At 40.0% G+C, this 15,270-nt stretch carries 16 protein-coding genes and 4 tRNA genes; 6 read left to right on the forward strand and 14 right to left on the reverse strand.

Features of this window, described 5'->3' with window-relative positions:
* The first annotated feature begins 41 nt into the window (after positions 1-41).
* The gene (locus tag LS74_RS08165) at positions 42-620 is read left to right on the forward strand and encodes an outer membrane beta-barrel protein (protein ID WP_034587009.1); all 579 of its coding nucleotides are present in this window, start codon (positions 42-44) and stop codon (positions 618-620) included.
* Positions 621-711: 91 nt separating this feature from the next.
* Here the strand turns inward: LS74_RS08165 and dcuC are convergent, their stop codons facing one another.
* From dcuC to LS74_RS08215, 10 genes are all read right to left on the reverse strand, one after another.
* Positions 712-2,082, reverse strand: a complete 1,371-nt coding sequence (gene dcuC, locus LS74_RS08170; protein WP_201274719.1) for a C4-dicarboxylate transporter DcuC — start codon at positions 2,080-2,082, stop codon at positions 712-714.
* Positions 2,083-2,170: 88 nt separating this feature from the next.
* On the reverse strand, positions 2,171-3,307 hold the full coding sequence (locus tag LS74_RS08175; protein ID WP_034587199.1) for an asparaginase: 1,137 nt from the start codon (positions 3,305-3,307) through the stop codon (positions 2,171-2,173).
* 85 nt (positions 3,308-3,392) lie between these two features.
* The gene (gene dnaK / locus LS74_RS08180) at positions 3,393-5,270 is read right to left on the reverse strand and encodes a molecular chaperone DnaK (protein ID WP_034587197.1); all 1,878 of its coding nucleotides are present in this window, start codon (positions 5,268-5,270) and stop codon (positions 3,393-3,395) included.
* Between the two features lie 14 nt (positions 5,271-5,284).
* The gene (grpE, locus tag LS74_RS08185; protein WP_034587190.1) at positions 5,285-5,851 is read right to left on the reverse strand and encodes a nucleotide exchange factor GrpE; all 567 of its coding nucleotides are present in this window, start codon (positions 5,849-5,851) and stop codon (positions 5,285-5,287) included.
* Positions 5,852-5,868: 17 nt separating this feature from the next.
* Complete coding sequence (locus LS74_RS08190; protein ID WP_201274721.1) at positions 5,869-6,669, reverse strand: HrcA family transcriptional regulator; 801 nt, start codon at positions 6,667-6,669, stop codon at positions 5,869-5,871.
* A 435-nt stretch (positions 6,670-7,104) separates the two neighbouring features.
* A tRNA-Asp gene (locus LS74_RS08195) sits at positions 7,105-7,181 on the reverse strand.
* A gap of 31 nt (positions 7,182-7,212) precedes the next feature.
* Positions 7,213-7,288 (reverse strand) — tRNA-Val (locus tag LS74_RS08200).
* Positions 7,289-7,315: 27 nt separating this feature from the next.
* A tRNA-Glu gene (locus LS74_RS08205) sits at positions 7,316-7,390 on the reverse strand.
* 14 nt (positions 7,391-7,404) lie between these two features.
* A tRNA-Lys gene (locus LS74_RS08210) sits at positions 7,405-7,480 on the reverse strand.
* A 97-nt stretch (positions 7,481-7,577) separates the two neighbouring features.
* Positions 7,578-8,090 carry a CinA family protein gene (locus LS74_RS08215; protein ID WP_034587187.1) on the reverse strand — a complete coding sequence of 171 codons (513 nt, stop codon included), beginning with the start codon at positions 8,088-8,090 and terminating at the stop codon, positions 7,578-7,580.
* A 104-nt stretch (positions 8,091-8,194) separates the two neighbouring features.
* Between LS74_RS08215 and ppk2 the strand changes: the two genes are divergently transcribed.
* From ppk2 to LS74_RS08235, 4 genes are all read left to right on the forward strand, one after another.
* Positions 8,195-9,274: a polyphosphate kinase 2 gene (gene ppk2 / locus LS74_RS08220; protein WP_034587185.1), complete on the forward strand. Its 1,080-nt coding sequence runs from the start codon at positions 8,195-8,197 to the stop codon at positions 9,272-9,274.
* Between the two features lie 179 nt (positions 9,275-9,453).
* Complete coding sequence (locus LS74_RS08225) at positions 9,454-9,795, forward strand: rhodanese-like domain-containing protein (RefSeq protein WP_034587184.1); 342 nt, start codon at positions 9,454-9,456, stop codon at positions 9,793-9,795.
* Positions 9,796-9,815: 20 nt separating this feature from the next.
* Positions 9,816-10,481: a glycerol-3-phosphate 1-O-acyltransferase PlsY gene (plsY, locus tag LS74_RS08230; RefSeq protein WP_034587182.1), complete on the forward strand. Its 666-nt coding sequence runs from the start codon at positions 9,816-9,818 to the stop codon at positions 10,479-10,481.
* Positions 10,478-10,816 (forward strand): dihydroneopterin aldolase, encoded by a 339-nt coding sequence (locus LS74_RS08235; RefSeq protein WP_034587179.1) that lies wholly within the window; start codon positions 10,478-10,480, stop codon positions 10,814-10,816. The genes plsY and LS74_RS08235 overlap by 4 nt, the downstream gene beginning before the upstream one ends.
* 47 nt (positions 10,817-10,863) lie before the next feature.
* Here LS74_RS08235 and LS74_RS08240 read toward each other — a convergent pair whose 3' ends face one another.
* Genes LS74_RS08240 through gltX form a run of 3 tightly spaced genes read right to left on the reverse strand, consistent with a single transcriptional unit; the run spans position 10,864 to position 13,509 of the window.
* Positions 10,864-11,817: an ankyrin repeat domain-containing protein gene (locus LS74_RS08240; protein WP_034587177.1), complete on the reverse strand. Its 954-nt coding sequence runs from the start codon at positions 11,815-11,817 to the stop codon at positions 10,864-10,866.
* A 2-nt stretch (positions 11,818-11,819) separates the two neighbouring features.
* Entirely contained in the window at positions 11,820-12,095 is a 276-nt protein-coding gene (locus tag LS74_RS08245; RefSeq protein ID WP_236096877.1) for a TOBE domain-containing protein, read from the reverse strand.
* Between the two features lie 31 nt (positions 12,096-12,126).
* On the reverse strand, positions 12,127-13,509 hold the full coding sequence (gene gltX, locus LS74_RS08250) for a glutamate--tRNA ligase (RefSeq protein WP_034587175.1): 1,383 nt from the start codon (positions 13,507-13,509) through the stop codon (positions 12,127-12,129).
* A 125-nt stretch (positions 13,510-13,634) separates the two neighbouring features.
* Between gltX and murG the strand changes: the two genes are divergently transcribed.
* Positions 13,635-14,690: an undecaprenyldiphospho-muramoylpentapeptide beta-N-acetylglucosaminyltransferase gene (gene murG, locus LS74_RS08255; protein WP_138129011.1), complete on the forward strand. Its 1,056-nt coding sequence runs from the start codon at positions 13,635-13,637 to the stop codon at positions 14,688-14,690.
* On the opposite strand, the gene LS74_RS08260 is transcribed toward murG, so the two are convergent.
* Positions 14,659-15,270, reverse strand: a complete 612-nt coding sequence (locus LS74_RS08260) for a LysE/ArgO family amino acid transporter (protein ID WP_034586957.1) — start codon at positions 15,268-15,270, stop codon at positions 14,659-14,661. The genes murG and LS74_RS08260 overlap by 32 nt on opposite strands.

Consider the following 15,270-nt stretch of genomic DNA (forward strand, 5'->3'; position numbering starts at 1 on the left):
ATGATAGGGATTTAAAAATTCTTAATGTAAAGGACAAAATAATGAAAGCAAAACTTTTAAAAGCTCCTTTGTTGGCAGCTTTGTTGTGTGGGCTACCACTTGTAGCTATGGATAAAACGGCTAAAGTGCCAAAGGATAAGTTTTTTGTGGGCGGCGGACTATCATTAGGCGGTTTAGGATACAGTCTTGGTGGCTTAACGGCTCACGCAGGATATATTCACTATTTTCCAAAAGATACATTCATTGAAGACAAGTTACGACAGGGTATTCGAGCATATGGCTCTGTGAGTTATGGCTATGGTAGCAATACTAGCCTTTATAGCAAATGGATCTATCACTATATCCCTGTCATCGTCGGTGCGGATTATTTGCTTGATTTAAATCCCGGAGAAAAATTCGTATGGGGGCTTTTTGCCGGGGCAGGTGTGGGCTTTGTCTCTCTAACGACAAATTATGATTGGAGTGGAACTTTTCCATACAAAACAAACTCTAGCGATTTTGGCATAGCCTACTCTGTCCGAGCAGGTGGAAGTTTAACAATTGAAAACAAACATCGCCTTGATTTGACATTGGGTTATGGTTACTCATACTTGAATTTATACTATTCACTCTTATTCTAAAAACTCCTTATAGAATCTTTTTACAAGATTCTATAAGCTCCACTCTCTCACTCCCTTAGCACACAGCACAATAGATTCTAGAATCCAAAGCCTAGAGCGTAAAGCTCCACGCTACGACAATATTTATCACCATACCTAAAAGCAAAAGTGGCAAGGTGCGTTTGATAATCGCCAAAGGCTCTAGCTTGGCAAATCCAGCTAGGGCTAAAATGCCACCAGCAATGGGCGAAGCAGCCCTACCAAGACACGAAGCTATCTCAAGGGGTAAAACCAAGATAATAGGCTTGATACCAAGCTTTGGAGCGAGATTTGCCGCGATGTTTCCAATAGCACTAAATGCCGCTATCCCACTTCCCATAATGATTGTAATCCCAAAGACAAGGAAACTTAACACAATAATGCAAAGTAGCACAGCGACATTCCCCATACTTGCTAAATACCCCACTATGACTTCAAGCCCACCTAGAGCTTTTATCCCTTCAGCAAACACACTTGCAGCGATGATGATACTCACCACAGAGACAAAAATCTCCGCCATTGCCTTTAGCACCACGATAATATCTTCACTCACTCTTTTGCCGTCCCTATGGCGGATAAACTCAATCAAAAAGCAAAAAGAGATGGCAATAAAATTTGCACTCACCACATCAAGCTTGATTCCAGCAAAATATGTCCCAAACAGCAGCACAATAGGCAGCCACGGCAATAAAATATAAAAAAACGGGCATTGTGGATTGGTAATTTCTGCAACCTCCACATTTTCAGCCTCTAATTTTGCCCTATCTCTTTTATCCACATACGCATAATACAGCGGTATCACAAGAGCGATAATAACAACATACGCCACAACACTCCATAACTGATAGTTCAAAAATAATCCCACAACATTATCAGGCTCCCCCACCATTTTTGCCATATTGATTGAGTTGCCATCTTTTGGACCATAATCAAGTGTAATGAGTGAAAGCACAGAAACCGCTGTAATGGGGCGGATACCAAGAGAGATAAGCACAGGATAAATGCTTGCTAACAGCAACAAAATAAGCCCAGCATAGCTTGAAATGACAATCTTTAGCATCATACCTACCACAAAAGTCCCACTTAGGATAAGGTATTTATTTTTGATTTTACCTAACGGGGCGTTTGCGACAAAGGCGAGTTTTGAAGAGGCATTAATATGCTTCATATATGCGGCAAACCCAGCCACAGACATAATAATCAATCCAACTTCTGAGAGTGTCTTTGCAAAAGTGACTGATAGGAATTTATACACATCTAAAAAAACACCTTGTGAAGAGGTATTTTTAGGCAGTGGCACTTCCGCACCATAGAGAAAAAACGCCCCACACAACACAACTATGCCAGAGAAAAGCAAAACAAAAATAGGATTGTATGCCTTTAGCACATAATATCCCGTGCCAATCACCACTAAGAGTGTCAAAACTATTGATAACACGCTCATCGCCGCTCCTTTGTTGAATTACGCCTACCGCCCTTTTAGAATCTAGCATAAAATTTACAAAAAAACCCAAACAAAACATTTTTTAGCTCTAATAAGATTCAAAAATCTTAGCAATACGCTCATTATTATCTGTTTTGCTTAAAGCCAACATCAGCAACACTCGTGCCTTTTGTGGATTGAGATCATAGCTACTGATAAACCCAAGCTTAGAATCCGCCTCATTTGCGATGACCAAGCCACTATTCACCCTTGAGCTTTGCACCACCACTAAGCCATTTTGTATAAGCTTTTTAAGCATATCTTTGTGATTTTTATGGATACTCCCTGCTCCGCTTCCTGCAATAACAAGCCCTTTTGTGCCGTGGTTAAACAACGCTTGAGCCGCCACTTGGGAGTTATCATTAGCATAGGAATAGAGAATATCAACTTTTGGCAAAGAATCTAGCTTATCTACATCAAACTCACTTTGCAAGGTATGAGGCTTAGCTGGGATTGTATAGAAAAATGCCTTGCCATCAAGGATATAGCCCATATCACCGGCATTTGGTGAAGCGAAGGCATTGACATTAAGCGTGTGAGTTTTACTCACATATCTCGCACTCTGAATCCTATCATTCATTACCACCATAACGCCTTTGCCTTTAGATTCTGGGCTTGCTGCAAGAGAGATAGCATTATAGAGATTTTTAGGACCATCGGCACTAAGAGCCGTGCTTGGACGCATAGCCCCCACAAACACAATGGGCTTATCACTTTTTGCCACTAAATGCAAGAAAAACGCACTCTCTTCCATTGTGTCTGTGCCGTGCGTTATCACCACACCATCAACTTGAGAGCTTTTAAGCAAGGCATTCACGCGTTTAGCAAGTTTAAGCCATATCTCATCGCTCATATCCGCACTATCAATATTGGCAATTTGCTCACTTTCTAAGTTTGCGATACTAGCAAGCTCTGGCACAGATTGCAGCAAAGATTCTATACTTAGCACTCCTGCTTGGTAGCCTGTTGTTTGCAATGAAGAATCAACCGCTCCGGCAATTGTCCCACCTGTGGCGAGAATAACAACATTTGGCTTTGCTGTATTATGTCGTGTATTATGCGAATCTTGCAAAGTTTGCTCCTTTTGCTCTTTTTGTTGCTTCTCTTTAGAATCAGAGCAGCCCAAAGTCGCCACAAGCATAGCACAAATAGTAAGTTTCCATAAAGTTTTTGTTACATAGCCCATACCAACCTCCTACGCTAAAACAAGATTCTATTGTAGGAGATTTAGTATTGTATGTCAAGGGAGATTTTGAAGGATTTTTGAGAATTTATTCCACTTCCGCATCAATGACATCATCATCTTTTTTCTTTGAATCCCCACCTGCTTGAGCATTGCCTTGCTCCTTAGCATAGGCAGCTTGAGCGAGCTGATGACTTGCTTCTGTGAGATTTTTAATCTTTGTTTCAATCTCCTCTTTTGAAGCATTTTCATTCTTAAGCGTTGTTTCTAGCTCACTTAACGCAGATTCTATCTTAGCCACTTCAGCAGAATCTATCTTGTCTTTAAACTCTTCAAGGCTCTTTTTTGTTTGATACACTAGAGAATCCGCATTATTACGCAATTCAATAATTGCTTTTTTCTTCGTATCCTCTTCTTTGTGTAATTCTGCTTCTTTGACCATTTTTTCAATTTCAGCATCTGAAAGCCCGCTTGAACCGCTAATCTTAATCTCTTGAGATTTTCCTGTGGCTTTATCCTTTGCTGAAACGGTTAAGATTCCATTTGCATCAATATCAAATGTTACTTCAATTTGTGGCACACCACGAGGAGCTGCCGGAATACCGCTTAAATCAAAGCGCCCAAGCGATTTATTATCACGCGCTAATTCCCTTTCTCCTTGCAGTACATTAATGCTCACTGCAGGTTGATTGTCTTCGTAGGTAGAGAATACTTGCGTTTTCTTTGTAGGGATAGTTACACCGCGTTCAACGACTTTGGTTGAAATACCACCAGCAGTTTCAATACCTAAACTCAAAGGTGTAACATCAAGGAGGAGCACATCTTTGACATCGCCTTTTAAAACACCACCTTGGATTGCCGCACCCACAGCCACAACCTCATCAGGATTCACAGACTTATTCAAATCCTTGCCGATAAAGGCTTTCACGCGTTCTTGCACTTTTGGAATCCGCGTAGAACCGCCCACCATTACCACTTCGCTTATATCACTTTGTGAAATTCCCGCATCTTTAATCACAAATTCAATTTTTTTAATCGTATCCTCAATTAAATCATCAATCAAACTCTCAAACTTCGCACGAGTGATTTTTTTCACCAAGTGCTTTGGACCGCTCGCATCAGCAGTGATAAAGGGTAAGTTAATCTCTGTTTCTTGTGCGCTACTTAGCTCTTTTTTGGCATTTTCTGCCGCGTCTTTGAGCCGCTGCAATGCCATTACATCATTTTTTAAATCAATCCCTTCATCGCTTTTAAACTCTTCAGCCGCCCAGTCAATGATTCTATTATCAAAATCATCACCGCCCAAAAACGCATCTCCGCCGGTAGCAAGGACCTCCACGACATTATCACCAGTCTCAAGCACGGTAACATCAAATGTCCCACCGCCCAAGTCATAAACCATAATCTTTTCTGCTTCTTTTTTATCTAGCCCATAGGCAAGTGCCGCTGAAGTAGGTTCATTGATGATTCTAAGCACATTTAATCCCGCAATTGTCCCGGCTTCTTTGGTTGCCTTGCGTTGAGAATCGTTAAAATACGCTGGGACGGTAATAACTGCTTCTGTTACACTCTCTCCCAAGTAACTTTCCGCATCTTCTTTGAGCTTCATTAGAATCTTGGCTGAAATCTCTTGGGGTGTGTAGATCTTATCAGCAATCTCTACCGCACACGCACCATTTCTATCTACAATATTATAAGGCAGTCTTTTCTCTGCCTCTTTTGCCTTGTCTTCATTAAACATAAGCCCCATAATGCGCTTGATAGAATAAATCGTTTTTTTAGGATTGGTAACAGCTTGTCTCTTAGCCGGCTCACCGACTAGAATCTCGCCTTTGTCCGTGAAAGCCACGATTGAAGGCGTGGTGTTTTTACCCTCTTTGTTAGCAATGATTTTTGCTTCATTGCCTTCATATACCGCCATTGCGGAGTTTGTTGTTCCTAAATCTATTCCTATTACTTTTGCCATTGTGTTCTCCTTTTTTAGTTATTTTTTACTACACTCACCATCGCTGGTCGTAGCACTCTTTGTTTATATACAAACCCTTTTTGTAGCGTTTGGAGAATTTCTCCATCAGCTTTTTCTTGACTTGGCACTTGCATTAAGCATTCGTGCAAATTAGGGTCAAACTCCCCATCTGTGGCAATCAACTCAACGCCGTGCTTATTTAGCACCTTAATAAAACTTTCAAGTGTAAGCTCTAGCCCTTCAGCAATGGCTGAAGCTTGTGGATTTTGCCGTGCAGATTCTAAGGCTTTTTCAAGCGTATCAAGCACAGGAAGCAAATCGCTCATCACACGCTCATTTGCGTATTCCAAGCTTTGATTCTTATCTCGCTCTAAACGCTTTTTTGTATTCTCAAAATCTGCAAAAGCCCTTACATATTGATCTTTTAGCTCTGCGTATTTGCCTTCCCAATTTTCATTCTGCTCATCTTGAATCTCGGTGCCGTCTGTATCTTGGGCTTGATTTTGTGAATCTGCAGATTCTAGATTCTCATCTGTATCCTGCAAATCCTCAAAATCTTGACTTTGTTTGTTTTCTTCCATATAAACCACTCCTTTTTTTAAGATTGAATACACGAATAAAATTGTGTAAAGTCTCTATCTAACGCCCCAATGCAGAGCATTCTTGCTTTTTTATCCATTCCTTTTTTATCAAGGTGGGACTTTAGCCTTATCTCTTGCATAATGGCTAAATATCCGCTAGGCAACACCTCCTCGCAATACATACCATTCTCTAGCGTATCAAACATATCTCCGCTGATAATATGATGGAATCTGCCATCATCGTCCTTGCAAACTTCTGCCAATGCACCAACGCCAAAAAACTGCAAGTTGCGACTCTGCACACATTGCAACGCATCAAGCAAACCTGTCGCACGAACTTGATAGGCAATCTTTCTCATATCTATTACATCTAGCCCCTTTAACTCGCCTAAGAATCTTTCCAAAGCACTGCTAAAAGGCAGAGTGATACCGATATGCTCAAAATCAAGCAAAAGCTTATTATCTATATGAGACACAGATACAAGCTTATTGCTTTGCTCTACGCTTAAAACACAAAATATATCACAAGCCAAACACGCCTTTTGAATACATTCCATAGAATCCGCTTCTATGGTGGATCTTGCATCAATATGCCTATACCAATACGCCTTTAACGCACTGAGTGTAGGGATACGCCCTCCACTGATATGCGGCTGAAACAATAGTCCCTCATCGCTCAATGCCTTAAAATAATTGCGTATAGTTGCAGATGAGATTTTTGTATTCATTAAGGTTTTGAGCGACTCAGAGCCAATAGGTTCTTTATGCTGCAAATACTCAACGATAACACGGCAAAGCAGTAAATCTTTTTTACTCATCACTTCCTCTCATTCTGTTTATAGACATACCTTGCAATTTGCTTTGTAATTTGTTTAAAAACTCGCAATATCTTGTATTGTTTGCTAAGTTTGTTTCAGGTTTCTAATGAAACAGGTGGCATTGTAACATAAAAAAAGTAAATAAATTAGCAAATAAATAAAAATATTGCTAAAAATATCAAAGTTTAGCCTATTTATATAAAGTTTTATAAATTTTTTTAATTAGATATTCTAAATAATTTATTTTAATATGAATTATAGACTTGAGATTCTATCACTTACAATCCCATACGCAACAGGACATTTAAAGATTATTTTTATATCAATACGAAATCATTATTGATGAGATAAGAAAAAGATTCTAAAACACGACAAGTTTGATAACTCGTTTTAGAAGTGTGTAACAAAGAGAAGAATTAAAATGAGACTTGAAGGTGGCGGAGCGGACGGGGCTCGAACCCGCGACCCCCTGCGTGACAGGCAGGTATTCTAACCAGCTGAACTACCGCTCCATAGAATATCGCTTAGCGAAAAAAAATTAAGTGGTGGTCGCTACAAGGCTCGAACTTGTGACATCCACCTTGTAAGGGTGGCGCTCTACCAACTGAGCTAAGCGACCAAATGGGATTAAGCAAAAAAATAAAAGTGGTGACCCCTAGGGGATTCGAACCCCTGTAGCCACCGTGAAAGGGTGGTATCCTAACCGTTAGATGAAGGGGCCACTTTTATCCTTGGTGGTGACCCGTGTTGGATTCGAACCAACGGCCCATTCCTTAAAAGGGAATTGCTCTACCAGCTGAGCTAACGGGTCATCTGCCCTTCAACATTGTATCTCAAGCATAACATTGCTATTGCCCTATTGCCTTAGACACAAAAGAGCGAAATTATAGTGAGTTTAACTCAATTTGTCAAGAGTCCAATGCCATTATCAACATTTCAAGCACTTTAGCACAACTTTGAGATTGCACGGATAGTCTATCCCCACCAAAATGACAATACGCAATATGCGCACTCTCGCCCTTAAGCTGCACACCTACAAATACACTTCCCACAGGCTTTTGACTACTCCCACCACTTGGTCCTGCAATGCCACTTGTAGCCATTGCCACATCAGCTTGTGTCTGTTGTAATATCCCCTCACACATTCCTCTAACTACCTGCTCACTTACAGCACCAAAACTTTGTAAATCGCCCCTATCTACACCAAGCCAAGAGGCTTTTATCTCATTAGCATAGCTTATCATCGCACCATCAAGCACATTAGAAGCTCCAGCAAGAGAAGTGAAATGATAGCTCAACAATCCGCCCGTGCAGCTTTCAGCTATGCCCACTTTAAGCCCCTTTTGAGATAGCAAAATAAGGGCTTTTTGTGCTAAATCACTATGCAAAATTATAGAATCTGTAACGCTTTTTGGCTTCATTTTGTAACTCCTTGAAACAAATCTCTGCTTACGACTTGATTTTTATCAAAAAACAATACATTATATACATTATAATAACATAAATTTTACACAAGGAGTGGGTTATGGCAAAGCAAGAACGACAAATCGTCATTCGACCAGAGAGCGAAAGGAATGTCCAAGAGATCTACAAAGCAAAAAATGGGCGTATGAAAGAGGATTTTTATCTTGAAGAGCTAACAAAACTTCAAATTGAGCTTTTAAAGCTTCAAAACTGGGTGAAAGCTACAAAGCAAAAAGTCATCATTATTATGGAAGGACGCGATGCAGCAGGTAAAGGTGGAACAATCAAGGCTCTAACAAGCCATATGAATCCACGCGGTTGCCGTGTAGTTGCTCTAAATAAGCCTACTGAAACAGAAAAAACAGAGTGGTATTTTAAGCGATACATCAGCACATTGCCAAGCGGTGGGGAGATTGTCTTTTACGATAGGAGCTGGTATAACCGAGCGGGTGTTGAAAAAGTGATGAATTTCTGCACCCAAGAGCAATACAAAGAGTTTATTGTGCAGGTTGCTAACCTTGAACAAATGCTTATCTCAAGTGGAACAATGATTTTTAAATATTTCCTTGATGTAGGCAGAGATGAACAAAAACGCAGAATCTTACGCCGAAAAACAGATCCTTTAAGAATGTGGAAGCTTAGCCCAATTGATGGTAAATCGCTTGATTTGTGGGAGCAATACACAGAAGCATTTGAAAAGATGTTCGCACGCACACACACACACATTTGCCCTTGGACAATTGTCAATACAAATGATAAAAAACGCGCAAGGCTCAATATCGCACGAGATATTCTAAGCAAAATTGACTATGAAGGCAAGGATCAAACTGCCGTATGTCTTTTGCCAGATCCTAGCATTGTATGGACTTACTCGCAATATCAAGGCACTCATCTTGATCCTGCAAAAGAGATTCAAAAACAGCTCAAAGAGTTAAAAGAAGCCAAAGAAGCAGAAAAGAAAGAGAAAAAAGCCCAAAAAAATGCTACAAAAAAACAAGAAATTGCAAAGCAAGAATCTAAAGCAGAATCCAAAATGGCTAAACCAAAATCTAGCAAAGATTCAAAAGTAGTCACAAAAGCAAAGTCCCAAAACAAGGCAAAAGAAACAGACCAAAGCAACACACTTCTCTCTAAGCCATAGAACACTAATGGGCTTATCAAGCGAGATTCTATAAACTTATAGAATCTCCAAAAATGAAGGTGATAAATTACCAAAAACTTTTCTTAATCCCCAAAGTCAATACAAACTCACTTCCCCTTTTAAGAGATTTTAACCAACTTAAGATACAATGCCAAAAATTACATAAAGGACTATACACTATGGATTTCAAAGGGGAACTCAAAGGCAAAAATAATATGAGCCTTGCCAAGCCACTCTATGCTAAAGATTTAGATGAAAGCTATTGCATTATTGATATTCGCTATCCAGAAGACTACGCACTCTGCCATATTAAAGATTCTCTGCAGCTTAATAATCCCTACGATGTGTATGCACATATCAAAAAAAATAAAGATAAAAAATGTGTGCTTGTGTGCTACTCTGGGCATACGGCAAGTATTTTAGGCACAGAGCTTGTGCAAGAGGGGCTAGAGAATGTCTATTTCTATGATGATGAGTTTAGCTCCCTTGCTCAAGCAAAGATTCAGCTCATCACGCAGTAATATCGCAAAAAAGGAATGTTATGACAGATATTTTATACACACTTTCAAATATCAATGTGATTTTTTACATCATCGCCTTTCTCTTTGGTGGCATACCATTTGGTTGGCTTCTTGTGAAGCTTATCTATAAGCAAGATATTCGTCAAGTTGGCTCTGGGAGCATTGGTGCGACAAATGTCTATCGGGCGGTAAAAGAGCTTGATGAACGCAAGGCAAAAGCTTTTTCTATCCTTACCATTATCCTTGATGCGATAAAGGGGCTTATTGTCGTGGCATTTGCTAAAATGCTTGGGCTAGGCTTTTCAGCCCAGTGGCTTATCGCACTTTTGGCGATTTTGGGGCATTGTTATAGCCCTTATTTAGGATTCAAAGGCGGTAAAGGCGTAGCAACCGCCATTGGCTCTGTTTTACTCCTTATCCCAGTGGAAGGGATTTGTGGGCTGATTGTGTGGGGCATTGTAGGCAAAGTCTTTAAAATCTCGTCTATCTCATCACTTGTTGGCGTTTTAAGCGGGATTATTCTTACATTTGTTATTCCTTATGTTGTGCCTTTGCCAGATTCTATATCTATTATCGCACAGATTGACACGCACACGCCTGTGGTGCTTATAGGGCTTTTCATTCTCTATACACATATCCCCAACATCAAACGACTTTTTAGCGGTAAAGAAAGCAAAGTGCTGTGAGTGCAAGTATCACACTCCACATTGAAAATCTCCGCATACAAGCCATTATTGGAATCTTAGAGCAGGAACGCCACACTCCCCAGCCCATTGAGATAAATGCGGAAATTACCTACGCCTATACAAACACATTTTTAGACTATGTAGGGATTTGCAATCTCATCACCACATCTTTACACGACAATGCCTATGGGCTTTTAGAAGTAGCCTTACTTGATATGGCTAAGATTCTAAAGACACAATACAGCAATATCCAAAAACTTAGCCTTTACATCAAAAAACCAACCATTCTTAAATCTTGTGTTGTAGGAGCAAGTATTACACAAGATTTCACATAAGATTTTCGCAACCCTAGTGTCTTAACAAACCTAATAGAATCCTGCCCTTATTGCTCTTTTTGTAGTAGCCTTTTTAATCGTCTCTCATTGGCTTCACTTGGTGTTGCACCTAGCTCAATGAGTTTTTTTGCGATCTCAATTTGAGGCTTTTTTTGAAAATTCTTAGCATTGAGTGCCACATCAAGGGGTGTTTCACCAGCTTTCAGCGAATCTATAGGGACTTGCTTTTCTTTAATCAAATATTCCAAAAGCTCCATATTGCCATCGCGTGCGACAAAGTGCAGCATATTCCCTCCACCAAAATCACGCAAAAAACTCTCATCAAAATACAGCATAAGCTCCAAAATATGAGAATCCCCAAAAGTTACAATACCATTGCTGTTTGGGTGTTTGCGATTATTATACTCCGCACCTTTTTTTAGAATCTCCCAAAACATACCATAGCGATGATACATTGCAGCCAAATCAAGTGCAGATACACCATTCACATCAAAGATTCTATCTTGTAATTGAAATGCCCCAAGCGAAGAGTAGTCATCTAACATCATACGATTAATATTAAATCTTGGCTTATCCTTTGTAAGCAAATCAACCCTGCCAGATTCTGCCAAAATAAGCTCAAAGACATTATATGAATCAAACACGATTGACACCATAAGCGGTGTGATTTCAAGCCTTGGGGATTGGGTTGTGTAGAATAAAAAATACCTGCTCCACTGATTATTGTCAAGCATTTTTTGATAGTCCTGTGCGTCATCTTCAATAATCACTCTAAGCAGTTTTTGCTCAATCTCACATTCTTTCACTGCTTCGCTACCTTTATAATGAGACTTTGGCGTTATCCCTTTAAGCAATTCTACTTTTTTGCAATCCACTTCCAACAAAGCATTTAGACTTTGCTCTAGCGTAGGTGGATCTTCTAAACTCCAAGATTCTACAAACCACCCGCCAAAAGCAAACTCAAACGCACACAGGCTAATAAAAATGTATCTATGGAGCATTCTTACTCCACACCCACCATAACCGATGTAGCCTTGATAATCGCATAGGCTTCCTTGCCTACTTCAAGTTGCAATGCTTGTAAAGATTCTAAAGAAATGGTAGAAGTTATCACATTCCCCCCACCTATATCAATCTCTACAATCGCATTTACACTGCCCTTTTGAATAGAAACGACCTTACCCTTAAGCTGATTTCTCGCACTGATTTTCATTGTGTATTCCTTTTTAAGCGAAATAAATCCGCCATTATCTAACTTTTCTGCCAATGTGTCAAACAAGGATTAACCCTTTTTGAATCTAGTCCCCTATCTACCCTGCAAATGCCCTAAATGCCCTAAATCTTGCCAAACTCTCTTCTAATCCTAAAATAAACAATGCCTCGCACACACCAATACCCCCACTTTTACCTAGCAAGGCACAACGCAAAGTCGGCATAAATTTACCTATTTTCATACCATTTTTTTCAGCAAAACTATGTAACAGCTCATCAAGATTCACAATCTCCCATTTTGCCAAGCTCAACTCATCGCAAAACGCCCCCAAAGCCGCAATAGCTGCCCTATCAAGCTTAGCATACATCTTCTCATCATACACACTTGGAGCATTCATCACCTCATCAAAGCCTTGAGCAAAGCTAATAAGCGTATTGCACCTATCTTTTAACGCATTATAAAGCACATCTCGCTTGTGAGATTCAAGGCTTTTTACCCCAAAATCTAACAGCAAAGATTCAAGATTCTCATTTGGAGTTTGCTTCAAATAATGCTGATTAAGCCATAAAAACTTCGTCTCATTATATGCACTAGGGGAGCTGTTTAAGTCATTTGGATTAAATAACTCTAGCATTTCTTTAAGGGAGAAAATCTCCTTGTCCCCATAGCTCCAGCCAAGACGGACAAGGAAATTTAAAATCGCTTCAGGCAAATAGCCCATTTGCTTATAGTCCATTACACCCATTGCCCCATCGCGTTTGCTTAGCTTCCTACCTTGTGGATTTAAAATCATCGGCACGTGATAGAATCTAGGTATTTTAAAGCCTAATGCTTCATACACAATAATCTGCTTAGGTGTATTGCTTAAATGATCATCACCGCGTATGACATCACTTACCCCCATAAGCGCATCATCAACCGCCACGACAAAGTTATAAGTAGGTGTGCCATCGCTTCGTGCTATGATAAAATCATCTAATTCCTTTGCTTGAATGTTAATTTCACCCTTCACACCATCTTTAAAGCTCACACTCCCTTCAAGCGGAGCTTTGATTCTCACCACAGGCTTTACGCTCTCTGGTGGTGTGCCTGTAAAATCACGATAGCGATTATCATATCTTGGCGTTTGCTTATTTTTCTCCTGCTCTGCTCTAAGCAAATCTAGCTCCTCCTTACTCATATAGCAATAATACGCCTTGCCCTCATCTAAAAGCTTTTTTATATACTCCTTATACAAGTCAAATCGTTTGCTTTGATATACCACCTCGCCATCGTATTCTAGCCCCACCCACTCAAATGCTTCAATAATCGCCTTTGTCGCATCAAGTGAGTTTCTGGCTAAATCCGTATCTTCAATGCGGAGTAAAAACTTCCCGCCATTTGCCCTTGCGTAAAGATAATTAAATAATGCTGTGCGTAGCCCACCGATGTGTAAATAGCCCGTAGGTGAAGGTGCAAAGCGTGTGATAATCTTTTCCATTTTCTGCCTTTTTTCTATTCTATAAGGGATAAAATTTTGGGATTGTATAGGAATTTAACTTAATGCCTTATTTGATATTTTTCACTACAATTTGACACTCTTAGAATTTCACTTAAAGGAAAACTATGTTTGCAATCACAGGTGGCGGGAGTGGCGGACATCTAGCCATTGCCAAAGCATTAGCACAAGAACTGAAAACCCAGAATCTTAAAGCTATTTACATAGGCTCAACCTTAGGGCAAGACAAAGCGTGGTTTGAAAATAGCGAGCTTTTCACGCAATGTTATTTTTTAGAATCTAGCGGTGTAGTGAATAAAAGCGGTTTGAATAAACTCAAAGCCCTATGGAAGCAGTTTCAAGCCACTTTGGAAGCTAGGAAGATTCTTAAAGCTCACAAAGTTACGCACGTGATAAGTGTTGGTGGATTTAGTGCCGGTGGAGCAAGTATGGGGGCGATTCTAGCTAGAATCCCCCTTTTTATCCACGAGCAAAATGCCATTAAAGGCAAACTTAATGAGATTCTTACCCCCTTTGCTAAAGCCGTTTTTGGTAGTTTTAGCTCAAATTCTAAAAACTTCATTCACACTTCATATCCTGTAAGAGATGAGTTTTTTACCACTTCTCGCATAAGGCAGGAGTGTAAAAATATCCTTTTTCTAGGTGGCTCTCAAGGCGCAAAGGGCATTAATGACTTTGCCTTAAAGCTTACTCCCTTGCTTTTACAAAAAGGCATAAATGTCGCTCATCAATGCGGAGAGCGGGATTTTGAACGAGTGAAGCAAGAATATGAGAAACTTGGAATCTTAAATAAAGTTGATTTATTTGCCTTTGATAAGAATCTTGTAATGCGTCTTCAACAGGCGGATTTATGTATTGCACGCTCCGGTGCTTCAAGCCTTTGGGAAATGGCGGCAAATGGGCTTATAGGCGTATTTGTGCCTTATCCTTTTGCAGCAAAAGATCATCAGTATTTTAATGCTAAAAGCTTTACTGATGAGAGCTTAGGCTTTGTGATACGAGAAAATGAGCTTGATATTCAATCTGTGCTAGATTTTATAGAATCTTTGCAAGGGGAGAGTTTGGAGCAAAAATCAAGTCAAGTGATGAGTAAGATTAAGCCCAATGGGGCAAGGGAGATTCTTAATCATATCAATTCTTTAGCACCCATAGCAAAAGACTAAAAGCTATACCAAACATCACACAGCCCACGCATACATCAAGCCAAACAAAGGCTTTTGGCGAAGTGAAATAAGGCGACAGCACATTTGCCCCAAAGCCAAGCAGGGCAAACCACGCCGCGGAGGCACTCACACAGCCTAACAGAAAATCAAATTGAGATTCCATACTCACACCAACGCTACCAAGCAAAACAATCGTATCCAAATACATATGGGGATTTAAAAGCGTGATAGCAAGGGTTTGAAGCAAAACAGCCTTATGGGGAATGCTTTTCTGCTCCTGTGTGGAATCTAGCCGAGCTTTAGGGTGCAGGGCGGATTTAAATGATAAAAAACCATAGTAGCATAAAAATATCGCCCCACATAAGGCTAGAATCTTACTCAAAAAAGCAGATTGAGAGAGCCAAGAGCCAAAGCCTAGCACACCAATACTCATAAATACCACATCGCAGCCCACGCACACAGCACATACTAAAAATGTATGCTGCTTTTTTATAGCACATTTAATAACAAAAGCATTTTGCGCCCCAATAGCACTAATCAGCCCAAAAGCGACAAAAAAGCCTTGTAGATACTCCTGCAT

The sequence above is a fragment of the Helicobacter magdeburgensis genome (assembly GCF_000765825.2).
GTDB lineage: Bacteria > Campylobacterota > Campylobacteria > Campylobacterales > Helicobacteraceae > Helicobacter_C > Helicobacter_C magdeburgensis.

Coding starts and splice junctions, on each gene's coding strand:
- plsY (WP_034587182.1), top strand. CDS start 9,816: ATGACAGATATTTTATACACACTTTCAAATATCAATGTGATTTTTTAC.
- LS74_RS08190 (WP_201274721.1), bottom strand. CDS start 6,669: ATGAGTAAAAAAGATTTACTGCTTTGCCGTGTTATCGTTGAGTATTTG.
- murG (WP_138129011.1), top strand. CDS start 13,635: ATGTTTGCAATCACAGGTGGCGGGAGTGGCGGACATCTAGCCATTGCC.
- gltX (WP_034587175.1), bottom strand. CDS start 13,509: ATGGAAAAGATTATCACACGCTTTGCACCTTCACCTACGGGCTATTTA.
- dnaK (WP_034587197.1), bottom strand. CDS start 5,270: ATGGCAAAAGTAATAGGAATAGATTTAGGAACAACAAACTCCGCAATG.
- LS74_RS08260 (WP_034586957.1), bottom strand. CDS start 15,270: ATGCAGGAGTATCTACAAGGCTTTTTTGTCGCTTTTGGGCTGATTAGT.
- LS74_RS08165 (WP_034587009.1), top strand. CDS start 42: ATGAAAGCAAAACTTTTAAAAGCTCCTTTGTTGGCAGCTTTGTTGTGT.
- LS74_RS08225 (WP_034587184.1), top strand. CDS start 9,454: ATGGATTTCAAAGGGGAACTCAAAGGCAAAAATAATATGAGCCTTGCC.
- LS74_RS08240 (WP_034587177.1), bottom strand. CDS start 11,817: ATGCTCCATAGATACATTTTTATTAGCCTGTGTGCGTTTGAGTTTGCT.
- LS74_RS08215 (WP_034587187.1), bottom strand. CDS start 8,090: ATGAAGCCAAAAAGCGTTACAGATTCTATAATTTTGCATAGTGATTTA.
- dcuC (WP_201274719.1), bottom strand. CDS start 2,082: ATGAGCGTGTTATCAATAGTTTTGACACTCTTAGTGGTGATTGGCACG.
- grpE (WP_034587190.1), bottom strand. CDS start 5,851: ATGGAAGAAAACAAACAAAGTCAAGATTTTGAGGATTTGCAGGATACA.
- ppk2 (WP_034587185.1), top strand. CDS start 8,195: ATGGCAAAGCAAGAACGACAAATCGTCATTCGACCAGAGAGCGAAAGG.
- LS74_RS08175 (WP_034587199.1), bottom strand. CDS start 3,307: ATGGGCTATGTAACAAAAACTTTATGGAAACTTACTATTTGTGCTATG.